This window comes from Ignatzschineria sp. 22MB058224, assembly GCF_058188435.1.
The window spans coordinates 1,459,795-1,473,964 of sequence record NZ_CP187366.1 but is presented as its reverse complement, the minus strand read 5'-3'; the positions used below and the strand labels follow the sequence as shown (position 1 = coordinate 1,473,964).

The 14,170-nt window shown below is 38.8% G+C and carries 14 protein-coding genes; 9 read left to right on the top strand and 5 right to left on the bottom strand.

What is annotated here, in order from left to right; genetic code table 11:
• Positions 1 to 12 precede the first annotated feature (12 nt).
• Positions 13 to 810 carry a siderophore-interacting protein gene (locus ACPF7B_RS06515; RefSeq protein WP_490505016.1) on the bottom strand — a complete coding sequence of 266 codons (798 nt, stop codon included), beginning with the start codon at positions 808 to 810 and terminating at the stop codon, positions 13 to 15.
• A 375-nt stretch (positions 811 to 1,185) separates the two neighbouring features.
• On the opposite strand from ACPF7B_RS06515, the gene rplM reads away from it, so the two are divergent.
• The 3 genes from rplM to pcnB all read left to right on the top strand — a co-directional run bounded on the left by rplM (position 1,186) and on the right by pcnB (position 3,495).
• Positions 1,186 to 1,614 (top strand): 50S ribosomal protein L13, encoded by a 429-nt coding sequence (gene rplM, locus ACPF7B_RS06510; RefSeq protein ID WP_490505015.1) that lies wholly within the window; start codon positions 1,186 to 1,188, stop codon positions 1,612 to 1,614.
• A 19-nt stretch (positions 1,615 to 1,633) separates the two neighbouring features.
• On the top strand, positions 1,634 to 2,026 hold the full coding sequence (gene rpsI, locus ACPF7B_RS06505; RefSeq protein ID WP_490505014.1) for a 30S ribosomal protein S9: 393 nt from the start codon (positions 1,634 to 1,636) through the stop codon (positions 2,024 to 2,026).
• 80 nt (positions 2,027 to 2,106) lie between these two features.
• Positions 2,107 to 3,495: a polynucleotide adenylyltransferase PcnB gene (pcnB, locus tag ACPF7B_RS06500; RefSeq protein ID WP_490505013.1), complete on the top strand. Its 1,389-nt coding sequence runs from the start codon at positions 2,107 to 2,109 to the stop codon at positions 3,493 to 3,495.
• A 92-nt stretch (positions 3,496 to 3,587) separates the two neighbouring features.
• On the opposite strand, the gene ACPF7B_RS06495 is transcribed toward pcnB, so the two are convergent.
• Both ACPF7B_RS06495 and ACPF7B_RS06490 read right to left on the bottom strand, forming a co-directional pair.
• Positions 3,588 to 4,295 carry a peptidoglycan DD-metalloendopeptidase family protein gene (locus ACPF7B_RS06495; protein WP_490505012.1) on the bottom strand — a complete coding sequence of 236 codons (708 nt, stop codon included), beginning with the start codon at positions 4,293 to 4,295 and terminating at the stop codon, positions 3,588 to 3,590.
• Between the two features lie 113 nt (positions 4,296 to 4,408).
• Entirely contained in the window at positions 4,409 to 6,736 is a 2,328-nt protein-coding gene (locus ACPF7B_RS06490; protein ID WP_490505011.1) for an NADP-dependent malic enzyme, read from the bottom strand.
• 329 nt (positions 6,737 to 7,065) lie between these two features.
• On the opposite strand from ACPF7B_RS06490, the gene rpoH reads away from it, so the two are divergent.
• From rpoH to ACPF7B_RS06460, 6 genes are all read left to right on the top strand, one after another.
• Entirely contained in the window at positions 7,066 to 7,944 is an 879-nt protein-coding gene (gene rpoH, locus ACPF7B_RS06485) for an RNA polymerase sigma factor RpoH (protein ID WP_490505010.1), read from the top strand.
• 68 nt (positions 7,945 to 8,012) lie between these two features.
• The gene (locus ACPF7B_RS06480; RefSeq protein WP_490505009.1) at positions 8,013 to 8,582 is read left to right on the top strand and encodes a D-sedoheptulose-7-phosphate isomerase; all 570 of its coding nucleotides are present in this window, start codon (positions 8,013 to 8,015) and stop codon (positions 8,580 to 8,582) included.
• A gap of 54 nt (positions 8,583 to 8,636) precedes the next feature.
• Positions 8,637 to 9,236 carry a BON domain-containing protein gene (locus ACPF7B_RS06475; RefSeq protein WP_490505008.1) on the top strand — a complete coding sequence of 200 codons (600 nt, stop codon included), beginning with the start codon at positions 8,637 to 8,639 and terminating at the stop codon, positions 9,234 to 9,236.
• A 77-nt stretch (positions 9,237 to 9,313) separates the two neighbouring features.
• Positions 9,314 to 10,669 carry a glutathione-disulfide reductase gene (gorA, locus tag ACPF7B_RS06470; protein WP_490505007.1) on the top strand — a complete coding sequence of 452 codons (1,356 nt, stop codon included), beginning with the start codon at positions 9,314 to 9,316 and terminating at the stop codon, positions 10,667 to 10,669.
• A gap of 34 nt (positions 10,670 to 10,703) precedes the next feature.
• The gene (locus ACPF7B_RS06465) at positions 10,704 to 12,179 is read left to right on the top strand and encodes an inorganic phosphate transporter (RefSeq protein ID WP_490505006.1); all 1,476 of its coding nucleotides are present in this window, start codon (positions 10,704 to 10,706) and stop codon (positions 12,177 to 12,179) included.
• Between the two features lie 2 nt (positions 12,180 to 12,181).
• A complete protein-coding gene (locus tag ACPF7B_RS06460; RefSeq protein WP_490505005.1) occupies positions 12,182 to 12,745 on the top strand; it encodes an L-threonylcarbamoyladenylate synthase in 564 nt (187 codons plus the stop codon).
• Between the two features lie 137 nt (positions 12,746 to 12,882).
• On the opposite strand, the gene rpsT is transcribed toward ACPF7B_RS06460, so the two are convergent.
• Positions 12,883 to 13,146, bottom strand: coding sequence for a 30S ribosomal protein S20 (rpsT, locus tag ACPF7B_RS06455; RefSeq protein WP_490506510.1), 264 nt, complete (start codon positions 13,144 to 13,146; stop codon positions 12,883 to 12,885).
• 151 nt (positions 13,147 to 13,297) lie between these two features.
• The gene (locus tag ACPF7B_RS06450; protein ID WP_490505004.1) at positions 13,298 to 14,077 is read right to left on the bottom strand and encodes a MetQ/NlpA family ABC transporter substrate-binding protein; all 780 of its coding nucleotides are present in this window, start codon (positions 14,075 to 14,077) and stop codon (positions 13,298 to 13,300) included.
• Positions 14,078 to 14,170: the final 93 nt, after the last annotated feature.

Below are 14,170 nucleotides of genomic sequence, written 5' to 3'. Positions count from 1 at the left end.
TACCGTTGAGAATTAATCGAGGCGTTTTTCACGTTCCTCATCTTCACGTTTTGCAATTTGCCAATAAGCACAAGCAAAGAAATTATTTTTGGTAAGATTTTTTTCGTAGCGGAGAAAATCTCGAAGCTGCTTCACGGTACTATATTCTGCGGTAATGTGTGAAAAGCTAGAGGGGTTTAGTTGCTCCCAAAGTTTTTTCCCGGCCTGTGCAAGATGACTGCCATTTTCTGGATTTGTATTGATCAACCAATGCAATGTTAGTTCTGCATTCGTTTGGTAATGGGCTGGAAAAATATCTTCTTGAGTCGTTACTTCAGTTAAAATAGTCACTTTGGTATCTTCAGTAAGTGAAGATATGAGTGAGGCAACAACAGGGATTCCTGTCATATCTGTAATAAATAGATATTCTTTGACAACCGGGAGAACATCGCGGTGAGAAAGCTTCATTGCCAGACCAATCGAGTGCTGTGGTTCAGCAGTTAATGCCCAATTACAAGCGATCGATTCTCCTTCATGAATGGCGAAGTCAACAGTTAATGTTTTAGACTCAAGATCGATAGCGCGGTGTGTATAAGTGCGTATAGTCGGTCGTTTGGCTTCATTATCAACAACCCATGTTTTGGTGTCAGGATTAAAAATTGGCATTTCAACATTGGTTTGACCTGGCGGTGGAATAAAAAGTTTATTGTTGACGCCAATAGGGACATCTTTAAAAACTTCTATCTCTTCGCATAAAAGGTTAATCCGTAAATAGTTCGGTGTAATGAATTTCTTATTGATAACCTTTACAGTTGTTCGATGTACTTGCATAGCTAAAATCCTTTTTCGGGCGTTATAGTAAGTCTTTCTTGCCTATTTTATGGGTATTGTTTTCAAATGCAACAGATTACCATTTAGATTGTGTGCTTTGAAACTTTTGAGAGCCGTTATGAAAAAAATACAAAATATGGGATACCAAAGAACTAAAATAGATTTTGAGCTGAAGTATAGGGGGATGAAAGAGATTCTATTTCGCTTGATCTTTGTTCATAGATTCAGTAAAATGCCCTGATCGTTTACCAGCGACCCCTAACGTTGATTTGAAGCCAATATTTGAGATAAACTCTCGCCGGTATTCACGTTACCGGAGTTTAAAGTATTGGGTTTGAATTTTTTTGTTAGTGATTATTTATTTTGGAGTTTTCGATGAAAACATTTAGTGCAAAGCCTGCTGAAGTAACCCGTGAATGGTTTTTAATTGATGCAGAAGGAAAAACCCTCGGACGTTTAGCGAGCGAAGTTGCAAGACGCTTACGTGGTAAGCATAAGCCTGAGTTCACACCTCATGTTGATACAGGTGATTATATCGTTATCGTCAATGCGGAAAAAATCCGTGTAAGTGGTAACAAGCTTCAACAAAAGATTTATTATAAGCATACTGGTTATGTTGGTCATTTAAGAGAAACTACTCTTGAGAAGATGTTGCAAACTAAACCTGAGAATGTCATTGAGTTTGCTGTTAAAGGTATGCTCCCTAAAAATGCTTTAGGAAGAGATATGCTTCGCAAGCTTAAAGTATACGCAGGTCCTGAGCATGCTCATGCAGCACAGCAACCAAAAGTTTTAGACATCTAATTAGGAAGAGAGAATTATTATGGCAGCTAACCAAAACTACGGTACTGGAAGACGTAAAAGATCACAAGCTAGAGTGTTCTTACGTAAAGGTACAGGCAGCATTATTGTTAACGATAAAGTGATTGATGAGTATTTCCCACGTGAAGTTACTCGTATGATCGTTCGTCAACCATTAGAACTTTTAGAAGTTACAGGTCAATTTGATGTGATCGTAACTGTTAAAGGTGGTGGTATGAGTGGTCAAGCAGGCGCTATACGCCATGGTTTGACTCGTGCGCTTATCGAATATGATGAAGCAAATCGTGCGCCGCTTCGTAAAGCAGGATTTGTTACACGTGACCCACGTAGCGTTGAGCGTAAGAAAATCGGTCTTCGCGGTGCGCGTCGTGCAACTCAGTTCTCAAAACGTTAATTTATATCGATATTTTGAGTATGATAAAAAATATCAAAGCCTTTCTTTCGAAAGGCTTTTCTTTTTGGAAGGATCGATCTATGGATCCAATTATCTATTATTCCAAAGATCATTCGATTCGTAATCGCCAGATCTCTAAAAACTCACTAACGGTTATTAATCGCCTTAATAGTGCGGGGTTTAATGCCTATTTAGTAGGAGGAGGTGTTCGTGATCTGCTGTTAGGATACTCGCCAAAAGATTTTGATATTGTTACCGATGCGCATCCCAATGAGATTCGTCGTCTATTTCGTAATAGCAGAATTATTGGTCGGCGTTTCCGCTTGGTTCATGTTTTATTTGGGCGTGAAATTGTCGAGGTTGCGACCTTTCGTTCTAATGAGGTGGAAGATCGATCTCAACATTATCAGACAAATCAAGAAGGTTTTGTGACTCGCGATAATATCTATGGCTCTATTGATGAAGATGCCGTTCGTCGTGATTTTACGATCAATGCGCTTTTTTATGATGTGCGAAATCAAACCATTATTGATTATTGTGATGGATATCGTGATCTTCAGAAAAAACAGTTAAAACTTATTGGTGATCCCGAGGATCGTTTCTTGGAAGATCCTGTGCGTATATTACGAGCGATTCGGTTTGAAGCAAAGTTAGGATTTACGATTGATCCTGAGTTGATAACACCGATGGCAAAGCATCGTGGTTTATTATCAAATGTATCTCCTGCGCGAATGTATGACGAAGTGTTGAAGCTATTTTTAACTGGGCATGGCGAATCATCTTATGAGCAGTTGATTAAACATCAGCTTTTTGAAATACTTTTTCCGTTAACCTATCGGGCGCTTGAGGGACAGGGGTTTCCTCAAGAACATCTGCTTCGACAATCATTACGAAATTCAGATAGTAGGGCGAAGCAGGGGTTATCGAGTTCCCCATATTTTGTTTACGGCTCGCTACTTTGGGCGCCTTTTATGGAGAGTTTTAATCGTTATATTGCAAAAGGCTCGAAATATAGTGAAGCGTCGGGGCAAGCGATTGATGAAGTCTTTAAAGTCCAGCATCAGATTACTGTTATTCCGCGTTACGTGCGCGAATTCATTGAAGATCTTTGGATTTTTCAGTTTAAGCTAGAGGCTAAAGTGATTCGTAATCCTCAGCGATTGATGAATCATCCTCGTTTTAAGGCAGCATATGACTTTCTTTTATTGCGTGCCGATGCGAATGAGAGTAGCGAAGTATTAGAGAAGGCGGCATACTGGCAAGAGCAGTTTAAAAATTTCGAAAACACACAGCACGAAATAGAAAGAATCGAGAAGAGAACGAATCGTCGGGATGCTAGAAAAGTGATTCAAGAAGCTGTTACTAATCATAATTCTGCTATAAAGTCTGAATCGGATACAAAATCTTCTTCTAAGCGTCGTCGCCGACCTAAACGTCGTAAGCTAAAAACTACTAATGATGAAGCTTAAATAATATAAACAATAAAAATTTTCCTTTTAATTAGTCAAAATTCCTCATAAAAAATCACTGTAAAGGTGATTTTTTTATGTCTGGAAAATGTTTAAATATAATTAATTGGATTAACTGTTTGCCCTTTGGTACGGATTTCAAAGTAAAGAACAGTGCGACCATCGGAGCTTTTGCCCATTGTCGCAATTTGTTGGCCTTTCTTCACCTTTGTTCCTTCGCGAACGCTAATGGAAGAGAGATAGCCGTAAGCTGAGTAAGTGTTGGCATTATGGCGGATAATAATGAGTTGGCCATAACCTGAGTTTCCTGAACCGGCAAATACTACTTCGCCATCATGTGCAGCTCTAATCGGCTGATTAAGCGTGCCCGCAATCTGTATCCCTTTTTGTCCTGGGATATTCGGATTATAATTACGAACGATTGTGCCATCAGTTGGTTTGAGCCAACCTGAAATTCCTGTAGAAACCTTGTCTTTTGGAGCTGCCGGGACTTTGGGCGTTACGACAGTATTATTTCGACGTTTAATTTGTCCTGCATTGTTAGCTGAACTATTTGTGGCTTTGGTGTTATTATCTCGTACTCTTGATGCGGCGCCTTTTACGATGAGTACTTGACCTATTTTGATGTGGTTAGGGTTAGAGATGTTGTTTAAACGTTGCAACTCTCGCATTGACATTTTGTGTTGCTGGGCAATACGGCTTAAGGTATCACCTTTGCGTACGGTATAACTTCCATTCGAGCTACAGGCTTGAACGAGGAGGATTGCTGCTAAGAAAAATGCAAATCGTTTAAAATTCATAATCGCTACTTTCTTGGTTCGTTAAAAAAATCCCTAAAAAGCTGAAGTATTTTAGCACTTTTTCGCCTTCTAGGGATATACCAATGATTTTACTCTAATTTCATCTCTGAATCTTACTCAATTGGATCGGTAGCACAGATCGCAGTGATATTAATAATGCGTCTAGCCGTCGCGATATTAGTGACTACGTGAGCAGGTTTTGAGATCCCAGTTAAAATTGGGCCGACAACAATACTGTCGCTAATTGTTCTTACAAAATTGTAGGTCACGTTTGCAGTGTCGATATTAGAGAAGATAAAGAGATTTGCCATGCCTTCAAATTCAGAATTGGGGAAGTATGCATTACGATAACGCTCCCACAGTGCGAGGTCGGGTTGCATTTCTCCTTCAACTTCAAGGTTAGGGGCGCTCTCTTTTAGGATCTGCAATGTTTCTTGCATTTTTTTAGAAAATTTTGAATCACGTGAACCAAAGTTCGAGTGGGATAGGAGAGCGACCTTAGGGGTCATTCCAAAACGCTCAACAACGGTTGCCGCCATTTTTGTGATATCTGCAAGCTCTTCGGCTGTTGGGTTCTCGTTAACATGCGTGTCGCAGAAGAATAATGGGCCTTTGGGTGATAGTAATAAACTAATGGCGGCAGGTTGTGATGTGCCTTTGCGCAGGCCAATGGAGTCAACAATATGATGCACATGACGATGGTATTGACCTAAAATACCACTAATTTGCCCATCGATAAGTCCTAATTCCAAGAGCATTGCGGCCAGAAGATTGCCTCGCGTTTGCATGCGTTGGCGTGCAAGTTCTGGAGTAATACCTTTCCGTTTCATTACGCTATAATACTTGTCTGCCAGAAGATCAAGCATTGGAGGATTGCGATAATCGATAATTTGAACGTAATCAGCATCAATATCGCGGCTAATCTCTTCGTGCGGTTGTAATACACGTGTTTCGAGATTAATCCCTAACTCTTCAATGCGTTGTTTTATAACTTTGGGTTGCCCAATCAAAATAGGGTTGGCCAAGCGATCTTGTTTTACAAGGTAGACGGCTCGCAGAACGCGTTCATCTTCCCCTTCGCAATAGGCAATTGTACGTGCATTTTCCTTTGCTTGATTGAAAATAGGGCGCATTGCCATATTGGTTTTATTAAAATGCTCACTTAAACGTTGCCGATATTCTTCAAAATCAACGATAGGACGTTGCGCAACGCCTGAATCCATCGCGGCTCTTGCTACGGCGATAGGCAATTCCACAATTAAACGTGGATCGAATGGTTTGGGAATAATATAATTACGTGAGAATCGTAAGCTTTCTCCAGGATAAGCGTGTAATACTTCATCAGTAGGCTCTTTGTGAGTTAAATCAGCAATCGCTTTAACACATGCCATTTTCATTGCTTCATTGATTTCCGTTGCGCCACAATCGAGTGCGCCACGGAAAAGATATGGGAAGCAGAGTACATTATTGATTTGGTTTGGATAATCTGAACGGCCTGTTGCTAAAATTGCGTCTTCTCTCACGGAGTGAGCGAGCTCAGGGCGGATTTCTGGTTCTGGGTTAGCAAGAGCAAAAATTAATGGATTTGGTGCCATTTTAGTAACCATTTCTGCGGTTAAAACACCTGGTGCAGAGAGACCTAAAAAGACATCGGCGCCTTCAATAATTTCGCCTAATGTCATTTTATCGGTCTGTTGTAAAAAGAAGGATTTATATTGATCAAGAGAGTCTTGCTTGCGATGATGATTTACAACCCCTTCACGATCTGCAACGGTAATATTTTCTTTCTTAAGACCAAATTGCATTAAAAGATTTAGGCATGAGATTGCAGCAGCGCCGGCGCCGCTACACACAAGTTTAATATTTTCAATTTTCTTGTCGGTAAGTTTTAGTGCGTTGAGAACACCTGCTGCAGTGATAATTGCGGTACCATGCTGATCATCATGGAAAACAGGTATGTTCATCCGTTTTTTGAGTTCTTTTTCGATGTAGAAACATTCGGGAGCTTTAATATCTTCAAGATTAATGCCTCCAAAAGTTGGTTCTAGGCTTGCAACAATATTAATGAATTTATCAGGATCTAACTCATCAACTTCAATATCGAAAACATCAATATCTGAGAATTTTTTGAAAAGAACCCCTTTACCTTCCATGACGGGTTTCCCTGCGAGAGGTCCGATATTGCCTAGGCCTAATACAGCGGTTCCATTGCTAATGACGGCAACAAGATTACCTTTCGATGTGTAATCAAGAGCGGTTAAGGGATCTTTTTGAATTTCTTCGCAAGCATATGCAACGCCTGGGGAGTAAGCGAGAGAAAGGTCTTTTGAGTTAACAAGCGGTTTAGTTGCTTCTACCGAAATTTTACCGGGTTTTGGTTGAGCGTGATAGCGAAGCGCTTCAATTCGAAGATCTTCAGTTTTATTATTTGGAGAATCCATTTGAGATCTATCCTTTATACTGAATTTGGAGTAAATATTAGATACTAACAAGGTTTTTGTTGTGAATCTAGCTCTACGATTATAACAAAGACTCAGAACATCACAATTGTGATAATTACTTTGATTTTACAAGAAAAATGATCTTTATTCACTGTAAAATGTTCGGGACTCTATCGCTTTTATAAGAATATTAAATAAGCATTTTATGCGGATTAATCGAGGCATATTTGGTATAATAAAAAGCTATAAAAATATAAAAGCGGATGCGTTTTATGCACTAATTTTAGTGATATGACGTCTGTTTTTAATTAAGTTTGGAGGTTCATTGAATGCTCGATAAAGATAAACAGATAGTGCTTCGTGCCAACACATTCCCCTCTGTCGCTGAGGGATTAGATGCTTATATTAGCGCTATTGGCGATATACCTACACTAACCGCGGAAGAAGAGCAGGCCTTGGCCTACCGATTATTAGAGCATCAAGATCTCAATGCCGCTCAAGCTTTGGTTTTATCACATCTAAAGTTTGTTGTGCATATTGCTAAAAATTATACCGGCTACGGATTACCTTTAGTTGATCTTATTCAAGAAGGCAATGTGGGGTTGATGAAAGCAGTAAAGCGATTTGATCCATCTTATAATGTTCGTTTGATATCATTTGCAGTTTATTGGATTAAATCTGAAATTCATGAGTTTGTGATTCGTAATTGGCGCATTGTCAAAGTTGCTACTACAAAAGCTCAACGGAAATTATTTTTTAATCTTCGTTCTGCGAAGGAAGGGCTTGAGTGGTTAACCGACAAAGAAGCGGCAGATATTGCCAAAGAACTTAATGTTTCTAAGGCTGAAGTAAAACAGATGGAGATGCGCCTTTTTTCAAATGACTTGGCGTTTGATCTTCCTGTCAATAGTAGTGCCGAAGATGGTGATTTTAGTCCATCCGATTGGCTATCGAGTAATGCTTTAGATCCATCACAAGCGCTTGAGCGGGAAGATTATGTTACCCAAAGTAATGAAAAACTAAATAATGCCTTAGCAGAGCTTGATCCTCGTAGTAAGGATATTATTATGCAACGTTGGATGCGTGATGAAGATGAGGAGCGACCTACATTGACTGAATTGGCTGATAAATATTCTGTTTCAGCAGAACGTATTAGACAGATTGAAAATCAAGCAATGAGTAAAATTAAGGATTTACTAACAGTCTGATATCGTAAATAACCATAAGACTCAGAAAGTTATCTTCTGGGTCTTTTCTATTATTGGAGAATCTTGAAATGACAGCAATTACTCATATTAAAGAAAGTTTGGCACTTAAAGAAAAAGTTTTACAAGTTATGCCAGAGATCATTGAAGAAACAGGTGCGCTAATGGTTGCGGCGCTTAAAAGTGGACATAAAGTTCTCGCTTGTGGAAATGGTGGTTCAGCCGCTGATGCACAACATTTTGCAGCTGAGCTTATTAATCGTTTTGAATTAGAACGCACTCCATTGCCTGCGATTGCTTTGACAACAGATAGTTCCAATCTGACCTCTATCGCAAATGATTATAGTTATGAAGAAGTGTTTTCTAAACAAGTGATGGCTTTAGGGCAGCAGGGAGATGTGCTTGTTGCAATTAGCACGAGTGGTAATTCTAAAAGTATTAATCGAGCCATTGAAGAAGCGCTGAAGAAAGGGATGATTGTGTTAGCATTAACAGGCGAAACAGGTGGAAAAATGGCGGAAATGAAATCTGCTAATTTACATTTGGTAAAAGTCCCACATAAAAGAACAGCGCGTATTCAAGAAATTCACATTTTAGTTATTCATATCTGGTGTGCAATGATTGATTCAGCGTTTCGTTAATCAAGAATTTATTAATTCGTTTGTTAGAGTAAAAGCCTTTGTAGGAGAGATTGAATGTTAAAACGAGTAATGTTGTTAGGAAGTTTTATGTTGATGCTTTCAGCATGTGTTCCAGCATTTATTATTGGTGGTGCAGGCGCAGCAGCTGCTGGCGTAAATGATCGGCGCACCGCAGGACAAATTGTGGAAGATAATGCGATCACGGTAAAAGTTCAAAATAAAATTAGCGATCTACAAGGGCGTACGAATGCACATGTAAGCATTTTGAGTTATAACGGGACAGTCCTTATTTTAGGTGAGGTGCCGACTCGTGAATTAGGTTTACAGATCGAAGAAGCAGTTCGAAAAACAGAGCATGTGAAAACAGTACATAACGAGCTAATTATTGCTCCTGAAGCATCATTTGCAAGTATCACTGCTGATTCTATGATAACAGCGAAAGTTAAAGCAGCATTAACAACGGGCATTAAGATAAAAGGTTTTAATGCCGGGAATGTCAAGGTAGAAACAAGTCAACGAAAAGTTTATTTGATGGGAATTGTAAATCAAGCAGAGGCGCAAGAAGCGATTGAGATCGCGCGGCATGTTTCAGGAGTAGAAGAAGTTGTGCCATTTTTTGATATTGTGAATCGTCAGTTTTATAACATCAATTAAAGTCTATTGAGTAATAATGCTCTATCGCGCAGCCAATAAAAAAGATTGGTAAAAAGAATGTTACAAAAGGATAAATAATGAGTACAAGATATGATGCAATTGTGATTGGTGGAGGTTCTGGTGGGCTTTCTTATGCAGAAAGAGCTGCAAGTTACGGTGTAAAATGTTTGTTGATCGAGAAAGATAAACTCGGTGGAACATGTGTAAATGTTGGATGTGTGCCGAAAAAAGTTATGTGGAATGCAGCTTCTATTGCCCATATGTTTGATGATGCCAAGGGATATGGTTTTAGCTTTAGTGAGCCAACATTTGCATGGAAAACATTAAAAGAGAAGCGGGATCAATATATTAAGAATATCGTAAATTGGTACGATACTAGTTATATGCCTGATGCTGGTGTTGATGTGATTTATGGTGAAGCTAAATTTATCGACAATCATACTATTGAAGTAAATGGTGAACGTTTTACAGCTGATAGTATTGTGGTATCAACAGGTGGTTATCCATTAATACCGAATACTAAAGGCGCTGAATTCGGAATTACCTCAGATGAGTTTTTTGATCTTGAGGTCGCGCCTAAGCGAGTTGTGGTTGTTGGTGCAGGATATATTGCCGTTGAGCTTGCACAGCTTCTCTCTGCGCTAGGTAGTAAGGTAGATCTGATTTGTCGTGGGGAGATGGTTCTCCGTCATTTTGATGGATATATTACAAAGCACTTAGCTGAAGTATTAGAAGGTGATGAGAACTTAACACTTCATACGCTTTCTAATGTGCAGGAAGTAAATAAAAATAATGATGGTTCACTCACTGTGAATATTGAAAAAGAATCTATTGAAACAGATCTTTTAATTTGGGCAATTGGTCGAGGCTATAATACTCATAATATTGGTCTTGAAAATACCGATATCAAACCAAATCCGGATGGCACAATTACGGTTAACAAGTATCAAGAAACAAATATTTCTGGCGTATATGTTCTTGGGGATATTATTGGTGGTAAATTTCAGTTAACACCGGTTGCGATTGCGGCAGGGCGTCGTTTAGCGGATCGTCTTCATAATGGTATGAAAGATCGTCATCTTGAATATCATAATATTCCAAGTGTTGTTTTCTCACACCCTCCTATTGGTACCACCGGATTGACTGAAAAAGAAGCCATAGACCAATATGGGGAATCTGCAATTAAATGTTATACCGCTTCATTTACGGCAATGTACTCAAATTTTAGTGAGAAGCCTGTCAAAACTGCTATGAAAATGGTCTGTGTGGGTGAAGATGAAAAGATTGTTGGCATTCATCTTATTGGGCCTACGGTTGATGAAATGCTGCAAGGCTTTGCTGTTGCGGTAAAAATGGGCGCGCGTAAAAGAGATTTTGATGATACTGTTGCGCTTCATCCGACGGCAGCGGAAGAACTAGTAACCATGCGTTAACCGATATATAGGCATAAATTTAGAGTAAACCGTAATGTTAGAATTTTTTCATAGTATTGATCTTGTTGTTTTTTTAACGCTGGTCTTATCCATCGGTCTTGTATTGGCATTTGAGTTTGTCAATGGGTTTCATGATACTGCAAATGCGGTTGCAACAGTGATTTATACTAAATCACTAAAACCTCGTTTGGCCGTTTTTTTGTCAGGAATCTTTAACTTTCTGGGAGTGCTACTAGGAGGACTTGGTGTTGCATATGCCATTGTCAATCTTCTACCTATGGACTTACTGGCTAGTGCTGATTCTACAAAAGGATTGGTTATGGTAGTTTCATTGTTAGTGGCAGCGCTTATTTGGAATCTAGGTACTTGGTATTTTGGAATTCCTGCATCAAGTTCACATACATTGATAGGCTCTATTTTGGGCGTTGGCCTTGCAAATGCATTACTGCACGATCACTCTTTGGTGGATGGAGTTAACTGGGGTAAAGCGGTAGGTGTTTTTGAATCACTGCTTTTTTCACCTTTTATAGGCGCCGGGCTTGCAGGATTATTGCTTTTAGGATTACTACGTTTTATGCCTAATAGTTATATTCATAAAACACCTTATCAACGACATGTTCTTGATAAAAAGAAAAAACCGCCATTTTGGCCACGTTTTTGGCTTGTCACATCAGCGATGGGGATGAGTTATGCGCATGGACAAAATGATGGGCAAAAAGGTATTGGTTTGGTGATGCTAGTGCTTTTTAGTGTTGTACCTGCTCAATTTGTATTGAATCTTAATTCAAGTGTTTTTGAGATTGAACAGACTAGGGTTGCGGCGCAACAGATGGTTTCTTACTATGAAAGTAATCAGAAAGTACTTGATAAACTTTATCCAGTCAAGCAAGTTGAAAAAGTACCGGACGATGTTGGATTTACTTGTGAATATAGTGAGATGAAAGCGCACTCACAAAAGCTTATTTCACTCTTAAATGGGGTTGATAACTATGATCAATTAACTACTGATCAACGTTGGGGTGTTCGCAATGAGGTAATGTGTCTTGCGAATATTGCGAAAACATTAGAAACAGTAGAGACACTTCCTGAAGGATACCGTAAATCGTATAAAGCGATAGGCAAGGATTTAACAAAGACGACACAATATGCTCCGTTTTGGGTAATTGTAGCGGTCGCGTTAGCATTAGGAATGGGAACCATGATTGGTTGGAAACGCGTTGTTGATACTGTTGGTGGAAAAATTGGTAAAAAAGATATGACTTATGCTCAGGGTATGAGTGCACAGATTGTTTCGGGAATTGCTATTGCTTCAGCAAGCCATTTAGGATTTCCGGTTTCTACCACACATATTCTATCGAGTTCTGTTGCGGGTACTATGATTGCGAATAAATCTGGGTTACAGAAATCGACAGTGAAGAATATTGTTATTGCGTGGATCTTAACGCTACCTGTTTCTACGGCACTTGCTTTTGGATTGTATGTTGCTGGGACTTATCTCTTTGTGAATTAAAAATGACATTACTTTCATATGAAGAAGCGGCTTCAGCTTTAAAAAATGGAGAAATTATTGCATATCCAACAGAAGGGGTTTATGGTTTTGCGGCAGATGCTATGAACCCTTTGGCTGTTGCAAAATTATTATCAATGAAACAGCGTTCCTCATCGAAAGGCTTTATTGTGATGAGTGCTTCATTAAATCAATTAGAAGAGTCATTGATCGAACCACTATCAACAGAAGATGCCCAAATAGTTTTGGGAAGTCTTCGTGGGGGGTTTCGATATACATGGATAGTACCTGCAAGAGCTAGTTGTCCTGAATATTTACGAGGTAGATTCACAACGCTTGCTATACGAGTAACGAATCATCCTGACGCATTTTCGCTATGTGAGTTATTGCCGGTAGGAGTGGTGTCAACAAGTGCAAACCTTCATCAGTCAGAACCATTAATGTCTCCTGAAGCCATTATAGATGTATTTAATGATCAAATAGCTGGAGTAATGGAAGGAAACGTGGGTGGTTTATCGAGCCCAACGCGAATTATGGATTTACAATCGAAGACTATTGTTCGTCCTTAAAGTTGAGATATTATCGCGTTGTGTGTCGAACGCGATATAAATCGATATTGGTAAATTTTAGAAAGATAATAAAAAACCTCGCTATGCGAGGTTTTTTGTTTTTATAACGAACTTCTTGTGAAATTTGCTATTGTAAATTAAGCGATTGCTTTAATTTGTGTGTTTAAACGGCTAAGAAGACGTGCAACTTTGTTCTTATGAATAAGACCACGTTTAACTGAGCGATCTAAATAGCTCTGCGCTTTGCCATAAGCTTTAACTGCTTCATCGCGATTATTGCTTTTGATAGCATTGATAGTTTTTTTAACGTAAGTTCTAGTCATAGAACGGTAAGAAGCGTTAGCTGCATTGTGTTTCTCAGCTTGACGAACGCGTTTTCTTGCTTGTGCTGTATTTGCCAAGGTTTTACTCCAGTTTGAAATGTTAGAATTTATAACACAGTATTGCGCCGAGATCGGCGCAATTAAATTTGTAATAATCACATATGATTAACTTTTTTCAGTCTTTTGTCAATGTAATTCCACGGAAAGTTTTACAACTTCAACGATTGATTTAAAAGACAGGAACGATACTTCCTTGATATTTCTCATCAATAAATTGACGAACATCATCAGAGGTAATTACTTCCATAAAGGTTTGAATGCGAGCATCATCCTTATTTTCTGGAAGTACAGCAATCACATTTGCATATGGTGACTCTTTCCCTTCAATAAAGAGGGAGTCTTTAATAGGATTCAGGCCTGCATCTAACGCAAAATTAGTATTAATTAATGCAAGATCCACTTCATCAAGTGTGCGTGCAAGCATTGGTGCTTCAAGTTCAACAAAACTAATATTGTGAGGATTTTCTTTAATATCAAATACAGTTGAAAGAATATTTGATGGATCTTTTAAGGTAATTAATCCTTCGTTGTGAAGCAGTATAAGGGCTCGTCCACCATTTGCAGGATCGTTTGGAATACTGACTTTTATATCATTGGCAATTTCACTTTTTGTTTTGAACTTTTGTGAGTATGCAGCAATAGGTTCAACGTGAATCGCTGGTTCTAAAGCCAATATGTTGAGATTGTGGTTTTTATTGAATTCATCTAAGTAAGGGATATGTTGAAAATAGTTAATATCGACTTCTTTTTCATCTAAACTTAGGTTAGGGAGGACATAATCTGTGACAACAACAATATTCAGATCAATATCTTTTTCTGCTAGTTGGGGTTTAATGAACTCTAAAATTTCTGCCTGTGGCACAGGTGTTGCCGCAATAGTGAGTTTTTCAGCAGCAAGTGAAATAAATGGCAGGGATGTTAATGTCGCTGCTAATAGTAATTTACGCATAATTGAATATCCTTTTATTTAAAAACAGGGAATCGAGCCCCGACATCATTAGTTATAGCGAGCTTTTTTAATGAAAGCAATCATTATTTGGAA

What these genes read in the sequence shown, in the direction of transcription:
- ACPF7B_RS06515 (WP_490505016.1), bottom strand. Translation starts at nt 810, where the DNA reads ATGCAAGTACATCGAACAACTGTAAAGGTTATCAATAAGAAATTCATT.
- rplM (WP_490505015.1), top strand. Translation starts at nt 1,186, where the DNA reads ATGAAAACATTTAGTGCAAAGCCTGCTGAAGTAACCCGTGAATGGTTT.
- rpsI (WP_490505014.1), top strand. Translation starts at nt 1,634, where the DNA reads ATGGCAGCTAACCAAAACTACGGTACTGGAAGACGTAAAAGATCACAA.
- pcnB (WP_490505013.1), top strand. Translation starts at nt 2,107, where the DNA reads ATGGATCCAATTATCTATTATTCCAAAGATCATTCGATTCGTAATCGC.
- ACPF7B_RS06495 (WP_490505012.1), bottom strand. Translation starts at nt 4,295, where the DNA reads ATGAATTTTAAACGATTTGCATTTTTCTTAGCAGCAATCCTCCTCGTT.
- ACPF7B_RS06490 (WP_490505011.1), bottom strand. Translation starts at nt 6,736, where the DNA reads ATGGATTCTCCAAATAATAAAACTGAAGATCTTCGAATTGAAGCGCTT.
- rpoH (WP_490505010.1), top strand. Translation starts at nt 7,066, where the DNA reads ATGCTCGATAAAGATAAACAGATAGTGCTTCGTGCCAACACATTCCCC.
- ACPF7B_RS06480 (WP_490505009.1), top strand. Translation starts at nt 8,013, where the DNA reads ATGACAGCAATTACTCATATTAAAGAAAGTTTGGCACTTAAAGAAAAA.
- ACPF7B_RS06475 (WP_490505008.1), top strand. Translation starts at nt 8,637, where the DNA reads ATGTTAAAACGAGTAATGTTGTTAGGAAGTTTTATGTTGATGCTTTCA.
- gorA (WP_490505007.1), top strand. Translation starts at nt 9,314, where the DNA reads ATGAGTACAAGATATGATGCAATTGTGATTGGTGGAGGTTCTGGTGGG.
- ACPF7B_RS06465 (WP_490505006.1), top strand. Translation starts at nt 10,704, where the DNA reads ATGTTAGAATTTTTTCATAGTATTGATCTTGTTGTTTTTTTAACGCTG.
- ACPF7B_RS06460 (WP_490505005.1), top strand. Translation starts at nt 12,182, where the DNA reads ATGACATTACTTTCATATGAAGAAGCGGCTTCAGCTTTAAAAAATGGA.
- ACPF7B_RS06450 (WP_490505004.1), bottom strand. Translation starts at nt 14,077, where the DNA reads ATGCGTAAATTACTATTAGCAGCGACATTAACATCCCTGCCATTTATT.